Here is a 19,055-nt window from a genome sequence, read left to right as displayed (position 1 = left end):
TAATTATTTTTCATTAATATGGACTAAGCCCTGATCAAATATCTGTTTAACATGCTCATCATCCAATGAATAGAAAACAATCTTACCATCTTTTCTGTATTTGACTAATCTTGATTGCTTTAAAACTCTTAATTGATGAGATATTGCAGATTGAGTCATATTCAGAAGTACAGCTATATCACAAACGCACATTTCTGATTCTGCTAATGCCCAGAGTATCTTGATTCTGGTAGTATCACCAAAAACCTTAAAAAGCTCTGCAAGATCATACAGGTTCTCCTCGCAAGGCATCTTTTCCTTTACTTTATTTACTATTTCCTCATGGATTACATTGCAATTACATCTGTCTATTATGTTCTTGTTATCAACCATTTTCTCACCCCATTTTGTTTTATCGATAATACGAATATATGAATAGTTGTTCATGTGTTATATTGCCATTATATGCTGCTGTAGTAAATATGTCAACATATATATGAATAATTGTTCAAGTGATAATGAGAATCCTCAATTAATAATTTACATTTTTATGCCGATATTTCTGTTGGTGACTAAGGAGATAGATAAAACTAGCGTACAGGTGAAATAAGATAACTAATTAATTACAAGAGGTGAGTGCATTGGAAAAGGATTTGAAATTACTTATGGTTGAAGATTGTATAAGCGATATGGAGTTGATTTTAAAAAATCTTTCCGGAACAGGTTATAAAGTAGACCATGGGATGGCAGACAATGCACAAGATATGAGAAGGTTGATAAATGAAAGCCCCTGGGATATCATTCTTTGTAATTATCCAATGCAGGGCTTTGACGCACTTGAAGCTTTGAAGATATTAAGGGAACTGGGTATTGACATTCCCTGTATTGTGGTCTCAAGAGCTATAGCAGAAGAGGATGTAATTAAGCTTATGAAAGCGGGCTGTCATGATTGTGTTATGATAAGCAACTTGGACAGACTTCCACTTGTCATTAACAGGGAGCTGGAAGGAGCAATCGTAAGGAATGAGAACAAGGCATTAAAGGAGAGCCAAGGCAGAAAACAGTCCATGATTGCAAATATTTCAGATGTTATTTCGATAATTGATGAAAACGGGATAATCCGATATAAAAGCCCAAATGTTGAAAAATGGTTTGGCTGGGCATCGGAGGAGCTGATGGGTAAAGAATTTTGGATTACAGTTCATCCGGAAGAATTAGGAAGGGTTTGGAAGGAGTTCTATAAAATTCTGAAAGAAGATAAAGGAACTGCTACTGTTGAGTATAGATACAAATGTAAGAATGGAAGCTATAAAATAATACACCTAACAGCCTCAAACCTAATCGATGACCCTTATATTAAAGGTATATTAGTGAATTACCATGATATAACAGACAGTAAAAAAGCTGAAAGAGAGATAATTGAGGCCAAGAACGCTGCTGAAGCTGCAGATAAAGCCAAAAGTGCCTTTCTTGCAAACATGAGCCATGAAATTCGTACACCACTTAATGGGATCATGGGAATGGCTCAATTGATGATGCTATCCCAATTGAATTGTCAACAAATGGAATACTTGAACACGATATTAAATTGCTCAAGTAACCTGATGAGAATAATCGGTGATATACTGGACCTGTCAAAGCTGGAAGCAGATGCAACCACATTTTATAAAGAAATTTTCAATTTGGATAGCTTTGTTTATGATATAGAATCTATATTTTCAAAGAGGATATTTGAAAAAGATCTGAAATTTCATACTGATATTGATCCCGGAATTCCTAGAAAATTGTATGGGGATGTGGGAAAGTTTAGTCAGATTGTAGGGAATCTAATTGAAAATGCTATGAAGTTTACTGATGAGGGAAATATTGTTTTGGCATTAGAACACAAGGAAGAACAGAGCGGAAGAATAAAGCTGGAGGTGTCGGTATCAGATACGGGTATAGGAATCCCGGGTGACGATTTGTGCAGGCTGTTTAAACCCTTCAGCCAGGTTGACACAAGCTCTACAAGAAAATATGGGGGTAGTGGGCTTGGGCTTGCAATATGTAAAGGGCTTGTCGAAAAGAACGGCGGAGAGATGTGGGCTGAAAGCCAGGTGGGTAAAGGCAGCAAGTTCAGCTTTACATATTATGTTGATAAGGGGTTGGAAGAAGCGGCAGACATAGAAAGAGAGCTTTCTTTTAATCAGCAAAGCAGTTTTTTGAAACATGATTTCACAGCACTTATAGTTGAGGATGATATTGTTAGCAGTAAGCTTCTAAAAAGCGTTTTGGATAAGCTTGGGATTAAAACAACTTGTGCTTTTTCAGGTGAAGAAGCATTGGAATTTATGCACATGATACAGTATGACATTATATTCCTGGATATTTGCCTGCCGGATATGGATGGTATTGATGTAATAAGGCAAATAAGAAGAATGGAGAAACATGGGCCAAATAAATCATTTGTAATTGCAGCGACTGCAAATGTGATGCACGGCAAGAAAAAAGAATATCTGGATGCGGGCATGGATGCATATTTGGAAAAACCTTTAAAGCTTAACGATTTATATATGGTTTTACAGTCCTATGCGGCTACTGAAAGATAAATTATTGTATATAAAGAATTGGTTGATTGCATATAATGGAATAATGTCCAAAGAGCCTGTGGCTGCAGATAGCATAAATGCACTTCTTTTGGCAGAGCTTGCATGTGCTGCGGCTTTGATTGCCATTGGAGCAGTTCTTGGCAGGTGGGCTATGCGTTGTCGGATATGTTTTTATACAGCCCAAATTACAGGGCCTTTTAAAAGGCGTTGATACTTGTGGTGTTATTGCAATATTTGTGAGGCCTAACATACTCACAGCTCAGGTAGCAGGGATAATTATTACTGTAGTGCTTGCATTTGCAAGCGGCAGTATAGCTGGTTTTATTATAAAGGCAACTGGAAAGAAACAGTTGGCTTATGAAGATAAAGATGAATTTATAGGTTAATAAGAGAATTTATAGCTCAATAAGAGACAGTTTATATAAGCTATCTCTTATTGAGGCTTTTTATTGTCAAACATCATATAATGCTGCAAAATGCGATAATCGGATATGATTTTTTGTTCCTTGTCAGTCAGGGTTTCTGTAAGCTTACCATTTCCTGTTCTATATACCCTGCTTGTAATTATAGGAAGAGACTTTTTGATTTGGTTAAGATAGTTTATATATGCAGGGGTGTTTATTCCTATATATTTAAGCAGTTCTGTAGAAAGATAATTGCTGCTTATTGTTGGAGCTTTACCCACAGGGGCAGGCTTGCCTTGCTCTTCAAGCAGATCTTTGGCCGCTTCGTTGCTCCATATAAAATATGGGACCTTATAAGTGTTTATATAAGATTCAGTACTGCCTGAAGTGCCAACTTCATAATCCATTGCCTGGTATGCTGCAAAGTTATTACCTAAGAATGGTAAATGGTCTGAAAAGAATAATAGAACGACAGGCTCATCTACTTCCCGGAGCTCATCTACCAAATGTCCCAGTGCTTTATCGGTCTTTTCCAACCCCCCTGCATAATTGTTTATCATATTGTAATCGGTACCGCTTAATTTATTGTTCTTCTTTAAAGCTTTTGGATGACCTATATTTACTACCGGATACGGACCATGATTCTGGATGGTAACGGTAAAATTGAAATAAGGAAAACTGGGATTGGATTCCCTGTGGTTTTCAAAGTCAGCAAGAAGGAAGTTAAATGTATCTTTGTCCAAAACATAAGGGCTAAAATTATTTCTGCTAATGTCTTTCATATCATTAACAAAGAAACGTCGATTAAAGCCTAGATAATCATACACATTGTATCTGTTGTATACCCATTTATCCCCAGGGTGAAAGGAGGTTGTTTTATAGCCCGTGTTCTTCAAGATCCAGGGTAATGACAGTATATCTCTATGTATATATAGTGAATATGGGTTCTTAATATCTTTTGTTATGCTGAGGGAGTTTCCTGTTAGGAAGGAAAACTCGGTATCTGCAGTACCTCCACCAAAAACACTGGTGATAATGTAGCCCGAATAAGATTCTTTAAGTATGGCATTATAATTGGTCAACGGATAATATTCCTTATCGAATTCAATACCGGGAACCTTATCGATGTCCCAAAAAGCTTCACTCATTATAGCAATAACATGGGGAAGTTCGCTGGTGTTGATATCCATTTCATTGTATTCCCCGGAGTCTGATTTGCTTTTATACTTTTGGAGGATGCTCTCTGCGTATTTAATGGAATATCCTTCAGGTTTTACTATGTTAAAAACATGTGTCTTAACAAAAAACGCATAAGTAAATCCACGAGATTGGACTATATCAACCTGGGAGTATTCTGAACCATAAGTTTTAAAGCTGTTGTATAGTTTTACATCATTATAATAAGTCCTATACAACAAAATGAAAATTACAATTGAAAGCACTGAGCCAATTGCTCTAACTGGCCAGTTTATCTTCTTCGACTTGATAAATAACAATAATATAAGGCTGATAACTAGAAATGAAGTTATTACGATAAAGAAACCGAAATTGAGCTGTAGCTCAGAAATTTTTACAACCTTGGTGGATTCGTTTCCAAGCACAAAATCGGCAGGAACCAAGGGTTCATGCCGAAGGCGTATTTTGTAACGGTTTACATATTGTATGAAGATAAAAAAACCGCCGGCTATAAGGTATGAGGTCCATAACCTGGAAGTTATAAAATAGGCAAAAAGCATGGCAATAGTTAAAGGCAAAGTATTTAGCAAAAGAAGCATTGGGGAAGCCATTAATCTTTTCAAAATTTCAATATCAAAAACAGAGGAGATTTGAAATCCTATTACCGATAAGCCAAAAGATAATAACAAAACTATCATTATGTTGAGAATATAACTGTTTATATTTATACATAACTTCTTCATTAGGACCCTCTTTTCACATCATATATAAGTTTCTATAGATACCAAACTGAAATGTAACTTTACAGTTTGGTATCTATATTAATATTACATGAAAAGTAGTCGATACACAATATAGCTGGGTTGTTTAGGTCTACTAAAAACTCTCTAATTTGCCGCTGGCCGATTTATATGAATAGCTCATGGTCTGACCGTCGGTTACTATCTCCAGCTCTAAGCCGTCTTCATCCCAAAACCTTGTATGAATTGCATAGGGATTGGTGTTTTTCAATAGTGACTTAATGTCGGTTTTCTGATTATTACTAAGGTCGTATACGAAAACCGATGTTTTAAACTCCGGGTCATCCTCAGAAAACAAGTCAACAGCCGCATGGTTGGAAGAAGGATCTATAACAAGACTTGCTATGCCTACGTTCCCCTTTTCTCCTATATTCTTTATATCATCAATCATTTTAAATTCCGAGGTATTTATGTTATAGCTTAAAACTTTCACTGAGGACTTCTGACTGGCATCCTGCAGGGCTTGAATGGTAAATATCAGAGTGTTGTTTTGTTCACTTAGTGCAAGGGAAGCGAGCCTGTACTTTCCTTGAGGTAAATAGTCCGTAGGAATATCTTTTATATTGAATAAAACTAGTTCGCTTTCTCTTTGAAGTATTACGGATTTATCGTCCTTGGAGACTCTAACAGTTCCACCGCCGCTCTTTCCGGTAACCTCATCTATCATATAGCCATATGGCGTGGGAGAAAGATAATATCTCTCCTTACCGAAATAAAAGTCAGGTTGAGCTGTATAAGCCGAATAAATTTCTGCATCCACGTAATCCCTGCCGTTTTCCTGACCGCTTCCAAGTATTCTATATCCTACAGGGTGCGGGTTTGAAACGGTCATTATAGATGGAGGATTTTTCATAAGGCTCTTTGCAAATTCTTCATCTCTTGTGACCAATGCCTGCATGAAGCTCCTCACTGTGTCCTCAGCAGTTAACTTTTTATCAGTAAAGCTGATTCGCATTAGTTTCATATTTTGTGCCACATTGTTATCTTTCAGCACATACAGGTTTTTTGAATCACTGCTCCATTTTGGATTAAAGTAGCTGTATAAGCCGTTTTTTTCTATACTGGTAGGCAATTTTGAAGTATTCTTTATAGTTTCTGCATTGCTTATTTCCTGAGGATTAACAAAATTGCTTGTTATTCGTTTTTTTGTTTGAAGATTAATATCTGAAACCCAGATGTCATCTATATTCTCAGCTTCTGAAACATTTTGGGATATCTTACTTTCCTTTCTTTGTGTTTTTACATAAGCCACATACTCTCCATCAGGAGAAACTGAAGGAAATCTTCCCGAATCTACTACCTTTTCTGTTTTGTCCTTTAAATTCTTGCTAATGACCTTATTTTCTTTTTCAAAGATAATAGCTTCATGATTCTTTACATATGACGGAGAGCTGCCCTCAGCAAGCTTATTGATTTTCTTGCTTTCAAGTTCTATCTCATATATATCCAGTTGCTTTACTTCAAAACCATGAGTTTCCCTAGGTGCAATAACCTTTTTTACAAAGATGATATGCCTGCCGTCAGGACACCATGAAGGCTGTTCATAATAAGTAAAATCATCACTTTTTAATAAAACTGTTTCCTTCCGCTCAGCTATGTCAAATATCTTAAGATTTCCATCTGAAAAAGCCAGCCTTTTTCCGTCATGAGAAATATTCATGCTGCTTGCGTCTGCATCAAAAATTTTGTGGAATCCGGAAGAGTCATGGGAATATACTCCTTTTCCGAAGACCAGAATATATAGTGTGCCGTTATATTCAGCCGGGTCTCCACTGGCTCCTTCAATATCGGCAAAGGACACCTGACTTAATATTTTGAGTGATGCTGCATTAACCTTTGTAATAAGGCTGTCAGGCTGCATCATATACATAGCAGTGATCAGGAATACCGCAGCTGCAAGTACTGCTGCTGCAGGAATCTTCCATTTTAATGTCTTCTTGTTGCTGAAATTGTATCTTAATTCCTTTTTCAAATCTTTGTTCATGGGTATTTGATTTTTCATGTCCTTTAACTGCTTTTCAATAAACTTTTCATTCATGTTTATTCCTCCCTGTACCTTCTTTTAATCACTTCAATAAGCTTTTGATTTATCCGAGTTACTTTCATCTTTATTGCACTTTCGGTTTTACCCAACATTTCTCCAATCTGCTTATATTTAAGATCGGAAAAGTACCTGAGATTAACTATTTCAAGCTCATCCTTGCTTAAACTATTCAGAGACTCTTTCAAATAGCTGAGTTCCTCCTTCCTTTCAAAGACTTCGTCAAATGGATAGTTGTAGGCGTAATTATCCAGCTCATCGCTTCCAGGCATAATATCCTTTTTTCGCCTGTAAAAATCTATAACTGTATTCCGTGCGATTGACATTAGCCATGGTTTTGGCTCGCCCTTCAGTAAGTGGAAATTCTCATAAGCTTTTCTGAATGTTTCGCTTACCAAGTCTTCAGCTTCCCATTTTGAGCCTGTCTTAAAATAAACATACCGATAAATATCATCAAAACACTTATCATAAAGCTTAATAAAATTATTTTTCATGAGGTACCCCCTTATCTATAGATACCGAACCGATATTTAACCTTACAGTTCCATATCTATTAATATAGACGAGATTTAAATAAAAAAGTAACAAAGGATCAATCACTTTTAATCTATTTGTAACAAAAATATTTATTGAGTAATATCATATTACTGAATCAAATCTCATTTTGAAAGGAGATAAAACGATGTCACACAAAAATAATTGTGGAGGAATTTTCGATAACGACGAGATACTTTGGTTTATAATTCTTTTCTTACTTATCTTCTACTGCAGACCTAAATGGGGATGTGGACCTGTTAGCCCTGTAGAAAATTGCTAAAAGAACCCTAATTTGAAAGGAGTGTTTATTGATGGCTGATGAAAGAGGCTTTGGATTTGGTTGTAATAGCGAATGGATATGGATTATTATTTTAATAATTGTTTTTATTTGCTTATGCCCAGGTTTTTTCGGTGGTTTCGGGTATAAATGCTAATAATTGTATAGGCGTGTTCTGATTTAAATAATAAAAAGCCAGCTGTGAATAACTGAAACTCAGTTATTCACAGCTGGGGAAAACAGGTCATGGGTTTATAATTTGTCATCTATGTAAAGTTGATAGTTTTTAAGTACAACACCACCCTCATGGTTCAGGAAGCTTTCTGAATATGTATAATATCTACTATCTACATCTAAGGTGATTAATTTACCGCAATTTTACATGCAAAGTTTATCGCAGTTACTATAATAAACAAGATGGCTGCTAGGTGGTGTTGATTTAAAAGAAGATCTCCAATGACTAAAATATATCATATAAAAGAGTTTTGGTCACCGAAAACTTCATGATATTTTCCGCAAAAATCCAACAACACCAATTGCGGTATCACGCAAGTCTATGCTTGCGTGGTACCGCAATTACATTTTCAGTGCAAGAATATTTCTTATCTGAAATTGGCATGAAACCTCCAGACCATAACCAGGCTCAGACCGAAAGCTGGTAGTACCGTTGAGAAGCTTTATTCTTTCCTGAATACCTTGGAATCCAAGGTGTTTAGTGGTATCAATTTTCTCATTCAAATCAATTCCTATCCCATTATCACTGTAATACAAAATAAGATTTCCCTGGTATTGTTTAAGCATAATGTCAATATCTGAAGCTTTTGAATGCGAGACTGCGTTATTGACAAGTTCCTGAATGACTCTGTATATTGCGAGTGTTTCTTCAAAGTCCAATTGTGTATTTAAATCAAACACCTCAAAGTTAATGTTTATGTTAGATTTAAGCTGCACTTTTCTAAAGTAAGATTCCAAGGCACTGGTGATTCCTTTTTCGGATAAGAAGGTTGGAAGAAGCTCGCTGCAGGTTTCCCTGATTAAATAAATAATATTGGTCAGGTCATTTTCCAGGAATTTAAGCTTAGAAATAATGTTGTCCTTTTCAAAGTCCCCACTGTCTAATACATTACTTATTGCCTTTTTAGTACGTATTATATCCTGCAAAACTTCATCATGAAGGTCTGAAGCAAGCCTCTTTCTCTCATTTTCGGATATTTGAAGGAATAGTTTGCTGATCCATATGGGAATATCATTCTCCGCTTTGAAATCAATAATCTTTTTGGACATTTCATTTATGAGAATGAGATTTTCATAAAATATTGAAGTATATCTGGATAGCATTTGTAAAGACAGCCTTTCACGCTGACTAATTTTCTGGTGGTTCAAATCAAACCACAATAGTTTATGAATTGTGTTGACCCTGCCTATAAATACCAGATAGCCTCTTTCCATGCTTATTATATCACCCAGCTGCAGTTTGAGGGTCCTATCCTTTAAAAAGTTGTTAGTGGCATTGATTGCGAATGCGTCCATGTCTTTGTTGTTTGAAAAATCAAGCTTTGTGCCATTAAAATCCAGAATGCTTATTGATTTTATTTTGAGTATGTTCTTAACCTGGCTAATTATTGAATACTCCAAGTCGTTCATGTTTTGGGCTTTTGACAATTCTGATATGAGTTTATCCATTGAAAACTTATTGTCATAAAATACACTTACCATGTCGTCAAAGGCGTTGCTTAAATCTCCTATTTCATCCTTGGAAGAAATATTTGATCTTACGGATAAATCGCCTTCCTGAACTTTCTTTACAGTTCTTGTAAGCGTTTTTAGTGGATTCAGCAAAAACCTTGCCATTAAATAAGCTATTACAATTGCAATGAATGTGGCACCAAATGAGAAAAGTACTACTTCGTTCTTGCTTTTTTGCATAAAATAGTACACTTCAAAGGCATCAATATCTACTGCCAGAAGACCGATAAACTTTCCTGAATTATTAAATAATGGTACATATGTGGCAACATTTGCTCCCCACTGTTTATCATAAGTAAGCTCCCCTACGTACATTTTTTGCTGATCGAAGGCCTGATCAAGGCATTTATATGGGACCTTTTCAATTTCTCCCGGCATAGAGATATCATTTCCTGTATAGTTAAGAGGAAAACCATCTATTACATATACATTTTTTCCTTGATTATTTCTTGTCATAATGTAAATAAACTTTATTCCATAGGTTTGCTTGTAGCTGTATAGCTGAGTTCTGAGACTCTTGTATTCCGGCATATCTAAAATGGCAGAATACTGCCGAGCAGGATCATTTATTGCCTTAGTGTGAGTTATCACTTTATCAATATCATTTATATTTAATGTATTTGCAGCTGACTGAGCTATATTTTTTGCCTGAATTCCTATGGTTTGAGAAACCAACCTAACCGAATTTGAGTATAAAAAATATCCTAATACCGATCCGAAGACCATCATTATCACAGCAAAAGATATAACCATCTTTAATAAGAACTTCAAAGTATACCCCCCTTTATACAAACAAATAATAATTCAATTTATTTATAATATCGATGTGCTTCTTATATTTCAATGAATGGTACATAAAATTGTAAAATATATACCAGAAAACAACAGTAATAGATATTTGTCTTATTAAATATAGCATAAGGAAAATGTGTTATCAATAAATAATGAAATTGCAAAGCGGTTTTTCATCCTTGGAAGTTGTCGTGAGAAATTGTGGTATGGCATATACCATAATTTCATAGGCATAAAAAAATCAATCTGGTAATATTGGGCATATGGGTATGCCAAACTTACCAGATTGATTTATTAAAGACAATTGTTTATATTTTTAGCGTTGTCTTAGTTTCTCACCACAACATCAAGCTTTTAAAATCACTTCGTGATTTTGTTCATTCACCTGATAGGTATACAATGCAGTTGTATGCATTGGAAGGCCATATTTCAAATTGGGAGTTATGTGGAACCTGTATAATATTTGCCCTGCGGTTTCTTTTTGGATCATCGGAAGCTAGCTTTATTACTTTTCTACCTGGCCCTGAAAGCAATATTTTATGGTTTCCTGATGCATAAAATGCCTTATTGTTGGATTCGTCATTAACATTAAAGTAATCGCCTTTAATCACTAACGTTCCGGCAGTTAGAATGCCTTCATGATCAATAGCAGTAGCAAATATAAATCCCCTGCCTATTATCAGCCTTCCCTCTTCTTTTTTCATAACTAGGGAATCATAGTATCCTGGTTGACCGAAATTCAAATCACCTGATATATCCAAAGTGCCTCCGTTTATATTCAGTGTACTGCCTGCACTATTTGCAAGGGTTGTTGACCTAAAAGAAAGGCTGCCATATACGTTTAGTTTATGGCCATTTAGGTTTAATTCAGTATCTTCAATGCTGTACCAACCGCTTGGGTCATAACATGTTTTGGCATCACCTTCAAGATAGATTTTTTTACCTAGACTTTCAGGTAAAACGTTGAAGAGTTTGCCAAGTTGTATAACATCTGCAGTGTTGACAACTCCGTCGGAATTCATGTCGGAATCCGGGTTAAACTGGGGATTGGAAGAAGTGAGATTAAAATGAGCTGTTTGCAATACAAAATCGGCCATATTTACTACTTCATCATTATTCAAATCACCCCAGTACATTACTTCGGGTGTAGACAGTGAGCCAATCCTGAGGCTTCCGGTCAGACTTAACTTATAAACCCTTGGTAGATATTTGCTGTCTGGCTTATAAACCTTTAAAATATACTTTGTATTTGTGTTGAATCCCAGCTTGAAATAGCCATTTGGGTTGGTATAGCTTTTAAAGATAGGGGTTTGGTTATAACCTTCATATACATCAATCTTAAATTCTTGACGATCTTCGTTTTTATTACCTTTAAACCAACCCTCAATTATAACATTATGGTTTTCAGGTGTATTCGTAGGTTGAACAGTGGGGAAAGATGATTGCGTAACAGGTATTGAATTAGTGGGTGTCTGTGTTGGTGTGGGTGTCTGTGTTGATGTAGGTGTGGTAGTAGATGCAGGTGTAAATATTGTTGCATTTGCAGGTGTAGCTGTTGAAGCCAAAGTTAAACTAGGGGTAGCAGTAGTACTGCTTTGCTGTGTAGTTGCTGGAGTAATCGTTCCGTTTAAGGAATAAACTGTATTGCTTTGTGTATGTATTGGTAATTGTATAGGGTGTAGAAATTGTGATGTAATTAATAACATATATGCAGCGGGTATTACTTTTTTTAGTTTTATCATGACTTACTCCTCCTTTGGTTTGTTGTATAGTGGTTCAGTTACTGTTCAATTGCTACGAATGTTTATTAAAACTTTTTTTATGATTATGGTACAATAACTATTTGTCCTAAATTTACACCTCCCCTCAAATATATAACCTTTTATCAAATCTAGATATAAAGACGTTTTACAATAATAATTTTACAATTGAAAGAGACTGCAACAAATATAGTAAGTATATAATTCCTTTTTGGAGGGATTATATGGATAAAATGTAAAATTATCAACTGATTAAATAGTAACACACATTGTCCAAAAATAAAATCGCCAAAATAAACAAACTTTTGCCAAAATTGTACTATTATTTTATTTAGTTTGCATAAAAAAGAAAAAATCAATATACAAATGTTTAAAAGTTTGTATAAAATAAAGCAAGGCACCAATTATCAAAAGAATAGGTGCCTTGCTTAAAATAATGAGATAATATGTAAACCTTTATTTGATTTGTTCTACTGTATACCCGCTCTTTAATTGTGTAGCGATTCCGGTTTCACCAATCATATGCCCTGCACCTACAACTACAAAATATGTTTTTTTGGAGGGATCAGCAAGGTATTCCTTTACTTTTTTGGTCATATTATTATTTCTAGAAGTGAATAGCTTTTCATTAAATTCTTTTATTTCTTTCGAACTGTCATTTCCTGACTCAAAAAACTTTTCCAAGTCTGACATATTGCCCTCTTTCCACGCCCTCAACATACCTTTCACCGATTCAACCTGCTCTTTGGTTTCCTGTTCTGTACCAAGTACCCCGCTTAAGAATTTAATCTGGAGTTCATTAGAGAAAGAATCAAGGAGATCCGCCTGGAATTTTATTCCCTCTATCTCAATGATTTCTTTGTTATTTGTTGCTTTTGATGTAAAGAACAAATCTATTCCAAGTGATGCATCCATGTTGGATTGAGCAAGCGTTAAGTTCTGTACAAGTAAGGCAGCAGACCATGGCTTGTATTTTTTAACTATTGCTTCAGGTATGCCGTGAGGCTTAAGCATTTCAACAAATCGGGTATATAATTCTTCGGGTATATTTTTATCAAGTGTGTTATCGTCCTGATATACCATCTTTTGCTGCATATACTGAATTTCTTCATTCTGGGTTGACTTTGTCATATCTGCTTCAAGAACCAGTATGTCAGAAGTTTGGAATGCATTCAATATATCTTTGGAAAATGGATATGTTGATGAATCTGCTATATGGATTGAACCTAACAAATAAACAGTGCTGTCTGCATCACTTACTTTCCAGAAAGCACCTTTTGAGGCTTTGCCTGATTCATATATGGAAAACTCATATGCTCTGCTTGCGACTACCATAAGCTCCTGTCTGGTACATGGTGAATTAAGTCCCAGCATGTTATTTGTTTTGCCTTTTAGTATATCCTTAGAATAAACATATTTTATCATGTCCAATAAAGTAGAGGATATTTTGGCGGCATCCTTATGGTTAAGCTTAATGTCTGTTTTGAAATTGAAGCTTGGTTGAGCAGCTTTTATGGTCTTATATATAACAGTAGCTACATCCATTCTTGTTGCAGCTTTTTTAGGTTCAAGTTTGCCTTTTCCCCCCAATATTTTGATTGAGCAAGCCTTCAATACCTCAATACTGCTTGCATCTGTATATGGACTTTTTTGTACAGGCTTTACTGTTTTACCTGTTATTTTCTCATATAAATTTACACCTACGTCATATAGCTCCAGCCTGGTTATATTTGCCTGGTACTTTGACAAGAGTTCCTTATCTACAAGGCCATAAACGGAGGACCACCTAACTCCTTCAGCAGCCCATGCACTTGGCTGTTCTAAAGTTTTAGCCTCAGGCTGAACCTGCTCGGCTGAAAAAGTATTGATTTGCATTGAAATAACCATAGCCAGTGATAATAATACTAATCTTAGTTTCCCTATCTTTTTCATTTTCTCTACATCTCCTTTAAATTATTGAATAAATATTTTATTGATTCCAAGGTAGTTTTTTATGCATGCGAATATTTCCCTTTTTAGGGAAATTACCAGACTTTAAAAGGTAGATTATCATATAAAAAAGTGAAGCATAAAGATACATGTCATTTAAATCAAAAACCCAATTTTTTATAAATACATAATCCAGACTTCCTCCTAATACTACCTTATCGATGAGCAAGCAAATACTACCCGATATAAACATGGCAATAATAACCTTAATATGTAAATTCATATATCCTGTCTTTACAAATCGATAATAAATAAAGAACAGGGCAGTCAATATAAGTATATTTATCAGCACGGTAGTTGTTTCTATTCCAATGCTCGTTTCGGAGTAAAGCATTGAGGACTGTTCCCGATTTATAGTCGGAACAATTCCCATCCATCCTCCGAAAAACTTTATATGTGTATCCATAAAGTTAAAATATACTATGGTTTTGATTAGTAAATCAATGATAACCAATATTAATATTATCGCCATAGATTTGCTCAACCTTTATCTTTTTAATAAAAATATATCATATATTGCAAGATTAGTCACCGCAATAACAATGCTATTTTCCGCAAAAAAATAACCATTCCGATTGCGGTATCCCGCAAAATAATTTGCGGTGATTTTAAAAAGAACATGTGCTAAACTATATATTAAAATTGATTAGCATATTAAAAATTTTAAAAGATGAGGATATATAATGATTACGGTTTTACTTGTTGATGATCACAAATCGATTTTATCCGGGACAAAGCTGCTGCTTGAGGAAAACGAAATGGAAGTTACCACTTGTTATACAGGTATAGATGCTCTGGATATTCTTTCAAGGCAAAGCTTTGATGTCTGTATTTATGATTTAAAAATGCCGGACATGGATGGATTGATGCTGACCAAAAGAACTCTGGAAATTCACCCTGATGCGGTTATCTTAATCTATTCAGGTGAAGATATTGCTTCAAATTTTAATATTCTTATAAAAACCGGCGTTAGTGGGGTAATTGACAAAGCTTGCAGCGATAAGCATTTTATCGCAGCTATTAAAATGGCCTTGGAGAAGATGGTAGTTCTGCCCCTTGAGTTGGTAAAAAATCTTCAGGTAGTAAGTGCAAATAATCAGCAATATGTCGACGATACAAGGGTTGAGAGTTTGACGCAGCAAGAGGTAGATGTATTGTTTTTAGCATCCAAAGGAAAAACAAACAAAGAGATTGCCGATGAGTTAAATCTTGCACAGAGGAGTGTTGAGTATCATCTGAGCCATATTTATAAGAAATTGAATGTAACAAGCAGGGTTCATGCCATACGTAAAGCAATAGAGCTCAATATTATTAACAACTAAAGTAGAATGTAAATTAGTAGATGGGGAAAACATCGGATAATGTCCCTTGATTGATGATTAAATAAATTGTATATTAAAGTTATACTATTTATTTGCTCAAATTACAGGTTAAGGGGTAACGTTATGAATTTTCTTAATGATCTTTTCAGTAATCCATTTGTAGACCACAATTATATTAAGCTATGCTTTTTATTGGTATTTCTAGCAAGTTTTACTTTGCTACTGAAGTCATATATCATTCAGCTTTTGGAGTCTATGGGTTTTATAAAAAATATTGAAAGAATAGGTTTGCTCGAAAGACTTGCCTTTGTGAATAAATTAAAAAGCGGTGTAGGGAGTTTTATAGACCAGTTAAGCCAAACAAAATACATTAAAGACATTGGTGTAATCTTGCTAATGGTTATTTCAACAAGGTTAATTTTATTCCTGCTGGCTTTTATGGGGTGGATGATTACAAAGGATCAATCCATCGGTTTTTGGTCAAGCATGGAGATGCTTTGGAACAAGTGGGACAGCGGGCATTATATGTATATTGCTGAGAATTGGTATACCAATGATTTGGAAAGTGATAAACGATATCATCTTGTATTTTATCCGCTATATCCTGTTTTGATAAAAGGAGTATACTTTTTTGTAAAGAGTTACTTCTGGTCAGGTGTAATAGTTTCAAATATAAGTCTTTTCTTGGGATGTACCTATCTATATAAACTTGTGAAAATTGATTACGAAGAAGACGTTGCTTTCAGGGCTGTAAAATATGTGCTCATTTATCCAATAACCTTCTTTTTATCCATAACCTTCAGTGAAAGTGTATTTTTTACTCTTTCTATTATGACGGTATACTATTTAAGGCGGCATAAATGGTTCCTGACCGGTATTTGTGGCATGTTTGCAGCAGTATCAAGAAACTTTGGAATATTTCTGCTTATACCGGTATTTGCAGAATTTTTATTATACTTTGCAGATGCATATAGGAACAGGAAAGACGGCAAGTTGGTTATGAAGCTATTGAAGGGGCTAAATATAATGTTTATACCAGCTGGATTTTCTTTATATCTGCTGCTCAATAAATTAATTTCCGGGGACTGGTTTACTTTTCTCAAGTATCAGAAGGAATATTGGAGCCAATCCTTTGGAATGTTTTATGAGAATATAAAAACTACTTTTATAAATGCTATACCGGGAGTAAGCACATGGGGGGCAGCCGACAGGATCTCTATATGGGTTCCGCAAGCATTCTCCATCATATTGGTTTCTATTCTTTTGGTCTACGGTATAAAGAGGATAAGAACATCATATTCTTTATATATGCTGGTATACATAACTGCAGCACTTTCACCAACGTGGCTTATAAGCGGTACCAGATATCTTATGTGTGTGTTCCCGATGTTTATAATATTTGCATGTATATCAAAAAAGCGAATTTGGGATTTTGTTCTAACATTTGTGTCTGTTATACTGCTTGCTTATTTTGCATTGACCTTCACAAGTGATTTCGGAAGGCTGATGTAGATAGAGTTTCTCTAGGTGCGGAGGTTGCCAGTGCTATAGCAAGAATAATTGTGTTTTAATAATCTTTATGTCACAGGGGAAAACTTTAATTGTAATTGTTAGAAAATTCATTCTAAAGTGCAATTTACACCCCCCTAAAAAACTATACTAAGCGAACAATGTATAAATTTTATAGTTAAATATAAATTACTTTTTACATAATTTAAGGGGGCATGTGTATGAGCAAAATTCGAGTAGCAATTGTTGAAGATGACCATAGTTGGATTAATGCAATGGTTAGTTTTTTGAAAAAGCATGAAGATATAATTGTTGTGGGGACAGCTAAATCTGAAGCTGCAAGCCTTGCAAAAAGTTTGGATATTGATGTACTGCTTATGGACATAAATCTAAACGGAAACAAATGTGATGGGATTTATGCTGTTACAGAAATACTGTGAAATAGTTCTCGATGAATATAAAAAGTACAAGAGAGATGAACAGTTAAAAGATCTGACCAATTCGGAGAAGGAAGTGTTTTCATACCTTGAGAAGGGCTACTCCTATTCTCAGATACAAGAAACCCTGTATAAATCACGTAACACTGTAAAAACTCAGATAAGAAGTATATTATCCAAGATGAAGGTGAAAACATATAAGGATGCAGTTAAAAAAGTAAAAACAGGCGGCTTAAAAACAGGATGACTTTCGAGTCTTTGTGGTATTTTGGTCTTTAATTTCTAGAATTCTATATGAAGGAAGGGACAAGATTACAGTTGTCCCTTCTCCTTCTCCGCTAATAATATCCAGGCTTCCGTTGTGCTTGCTCATAACAAGATAACAATAAGATAAACCCAATCCAAAGTTAAGGTGCTTGTCTTTGGTCGTAAAATAAGGTTCAAATATATGGGACATCGTGTCACTGTCAATACCAGTACCGTTATCGCTGATGATAATGTTGAATGCATTTTTGCTTTTTTCTATGGTTAGCACAATTTCTCCCGCACTTGCCATAGCCTCACAGGCGTTGTTTATTATGTTGGATAAGATTTCAACAATATGGAACCTATCGCATTTCAAAACTACTTCATATCGGTAATTTTTAATTATAGTGATTTCTTTTGCATTAATGTTGTTACTGGAATTGTTCAAAGCATCTTCTAAAATTAATGACATATTATTTATACTCTCTTCCAGAGTTATCTCCTTGGAAAAACTCTGAATGCGTTTTATCATGCCTTTCAGATAGGAGACTGAGCTGTCTATAACCTCCAGATTTTGGTTTATATCTTCAATATCAGGATTTTTTCCGTTGGTAGAAGATTTTATATTGGATGATGACATGGCGATTTTTAGAACCTCGTTCTTTAGTGAATGATTTAACATCTCTATACCTGATGATATACTTTTTATAGAACTTTCCAAATGTTGTTTGTAAAATGTAAGCTTAATACCCATTACTCCATACTTGACCCCGAAGTAGAGAAAAAAGCCAAATAAAACCATCAACACCGGATAATTAAATTTCCATGCATGCAGAATGCCGAATGATCTTAATAGTAAATAATTCAAGCTGGATGATATAACGGCAGGAATAACTAATGTAAGGGTGAATTTTTTCTGGATTTTTAAGCGAGGACGTTTTTCCTTGTAGGTTGAATATATCATAATGCCGGTGGCTGTAAACAGGTAAGGGATTGTCCAAACAGAAAGTACTCTGAAATATGTTATGCTTTCTGCTCTTGTTTTCCAGGCGTTTGGAGTTAACGGCAGGAATAAAAAAGAATAGATTACAGGTAGGGTAAGTAGTATTCCTAAAAACAGCTTGAGCTTTGCTTTAGCCATACCGTGAAAACTTATAGAGTACATTACAACACAATAAGGAATCACATATTGTGGTATTGATGTACAAAGGGTATTAACTCAGCTACAAATACTATAAAAGCAACGGTAAAAAATATAATTAATAGAGCAAGCAATGATAAATACCTCACTAAAACGAAATATATTACTATTCATTAGTGTTGCAAATATTTTTCAACAAAAAGTCAATGTAAATTCATTACTGGTATAGCTTGCACCCATAAGAAAATAATGGGTAGTGCAAGTGAAAAAGAGAGTGACCTCTTAAGGCTGGACACTATAAAATTTAAAAA

Annotated in this window: 15 protein-coding genes; 6 read left to right on the top strand and 9 right to left on the bottom strand. The window is 35.0% G+C overall.

Annotated elements, in window-relative coordinates; translation table 11 throughout:
• Positions 1–3: 3 nt before the first annotated feature.
• Entirely contained in the window at positions 4–372 is a 369-nt protein-coding gene (locus tag VIO64_RS09660; protein WP_331917569.1) for a metalloregulator ArsR/SmtB family transcription factor, read from the bottom strand.
• Between the two features lie 248 nt (positions 373–620).
• On the opposite strand from VIO64_RS09660, the gene VIO64_RS09655 reads away from it, so the two are divergent.
• Entirely contained in the window at positions 621–2,567 is a 1,947-nt protein-coding gene (locus VIO64_RS09655) for a response regulator (protein WP_331917567.1), read from the top strand.
• A gap of 137 nt (positions 2,568–2,704) precedes the next feature.
• Complete coding sequence (locus VIO64_RS09650; RefSeq protein ID WP_331917565.1) at positions 2,705–2,953, top strand: hypothetical protein; 249 nt, start codon at positions 2,705–2,707, stop codon at positions 2,951–2,953.
• Positions 2,954–3,000: 47 nt separating this feature from the next.
• On the opposite strand, the gene VIO64_RS09645 is transcribed toward VIO64_RS09650, so the two are convergent.
• The 7 genes from VIO64_RS09645 to VIO64_RS09615 form a co-directional block, all read right to left on the bottom strand.
• A complete protein-coding gene (locus tag VIO64_RS09645; RefSeq protein ID WP_331917563.1) occupies positions 3,001–4,890 on the bottom strand; it encodes an LTA synthase family protein in 1,890 nt (629 codons plus the stop codon).
• A gap of 133 nt (positions 4,891–5,023) precedes the next feature.
• Positions 5,024–6,985, bottom strand: a complete 1,962-nt coding sequence (locus VIO64_RS09640; RefSeq protein WP_331917561.1) for a hypothetical protein — start codon at positions 6,983–6,985, stop codon at positions 5,024–5,026.
• Positions 6,986–6,987: 2 nt separating this feature from the next.
• Entirely contained in the window at positions 6,988–7,482 is a 495-nt protein-coding gene (locus VIO64_RS09635) for an RNA polymerase sigma factor (protein ID WP_331917559.1), read from the bottom strand.
• Positions 7,483–8,378: 896 nt separating this feature from the next.
• Positions 8,379–10,319 (bottom strand): HAMP domain-containing protein, encoded by a 1,941-nt coding sequence (locus tag VIO64_RS09630; protein ID WP_331917557.1) that lies wholly within the window; start codon positions 10,317–10,319, stop codon positions 8,379–8,381.
• 398 nt (positions 10,320–10,717) lie between these two features.
• Positions 10,718–12,082, bottom strand: a complete 1,365-nt coding sequence (locus tag VIO64_RS09625; RefSeq protein WP_331917555.1) for a dockerin type I domain-containing protein — start codon at positions 12,080–12,082, stop codon at positions 10,718–10,720.
• A gap of 474 nt (positions 12,083–12,556) precedes the next feature.
• A complete protein-coding gene (locus tag VIO64_RS09620; RefSeq protein ID WP_331917553.1) occupies positions 12,557–14,032 on the bottom strand; it encodes a TraB/GumN family protein in 1,476 nt (491 codons plus the stop codon).
• Positions 14,033–14,069: 37 nt separating this feature from the next.
• On the bottom strand, positions 14,070–14,561 hold the full coding sequence (locus tag VIO64_RS09615; RefSeq protein ID WP_331917551.1) for a signal peptidase II: 492 nt from the start codon (positions 14,559–14,561) through the stop codon (positions 14,070–14,072).
• Between the two features lie 211 nt (positions 14,562–14,772).
• Between VIO64_RS09615 and VIO64_RS09610 the strand changes: the two genes are divergently transcribed.
• The 4 genes from VIO64_RS09610 (at position 14,773) to VIO64_RS09595 (ending at position 17,604) form a co-directional block, all read left to right on the top strand.
• Complete coding sequence (locus tag VIO64_RS09610; RefSeq protein ID WP_331917549.1) at positions 14,773–15,411, top strand: response regulator transcription factor; 639 nt, start codon at positions 14,773–14,775, stop codon at positions 15,409–15,411.
• A 123-nt stretch (positions 15,412–15,534) separates the two neighbouring features.
• Positions 15,535–16,923 (top strand): hypothetical protein, encoded by a 1,389-nt coding sequence (locus tag VIO64_RS09605; RefSeq protein WP_331917547.1) that lies wholly within the window; start codon positions 15,535–15,537, stop codon positions 16,921–16,923.
• A 218-nt stretch (positions 16,924–17,141) separates the two neighbouring features.
• Complete coding sequence (locus tag VIO64_RS09600; protein WP_331917545.1) at positions 17,142–17,360, top strand: response regulator transcription factor; 219 nt, start codon at positions 17,142–17,144, stop codon at positions 17,358–17,360.
• Complete coding sequence (locus tag VIO64_RS09595; protein ID WP_331917543.1) at positions 17,338–17,604, top strand: response regulator transcription factor; 267 nt, start codon at positions 17,338–17,340, stop codon at positions 17,602–17,604. Before VIO64_RS09600 ends, VIO64_RS09595 begins: the two co-directional genes overlap by 23 nt.
• Here the strand turns inward: VIO64_RS09595 and VIO64_RS09590 are convergent.
• A complete protein-coding gene (locus VIO64_RS09590) occupies positions 17,590–18,744 on the bottom strand; it encodes a HAMP domain-containing sensor histidine kinase (RefSeq protein ID WP_331917541.1) in 1,155 nt (384 codons plus the stop codon). The genes VIO64_RS09595 and VIO64_RS09590 overlap by 15 nt on opposite strands.
• Between the last annotated feature and the right edge of the window lie 311 nt (positions 18,745–19,055).

It is taken from the genome of Pseudobacteroides sp. (assembly GCF_036567765.1).
GTDB lineage: Bacteria > Bacillota > Clostridia > Acetivibrionales > DSM-2933 > Pseudobacteroides.
Note: the sequence above shows the minus strand (reverse complement) of the source record. Positions and strands in the feature narration are given on the sequence as shown.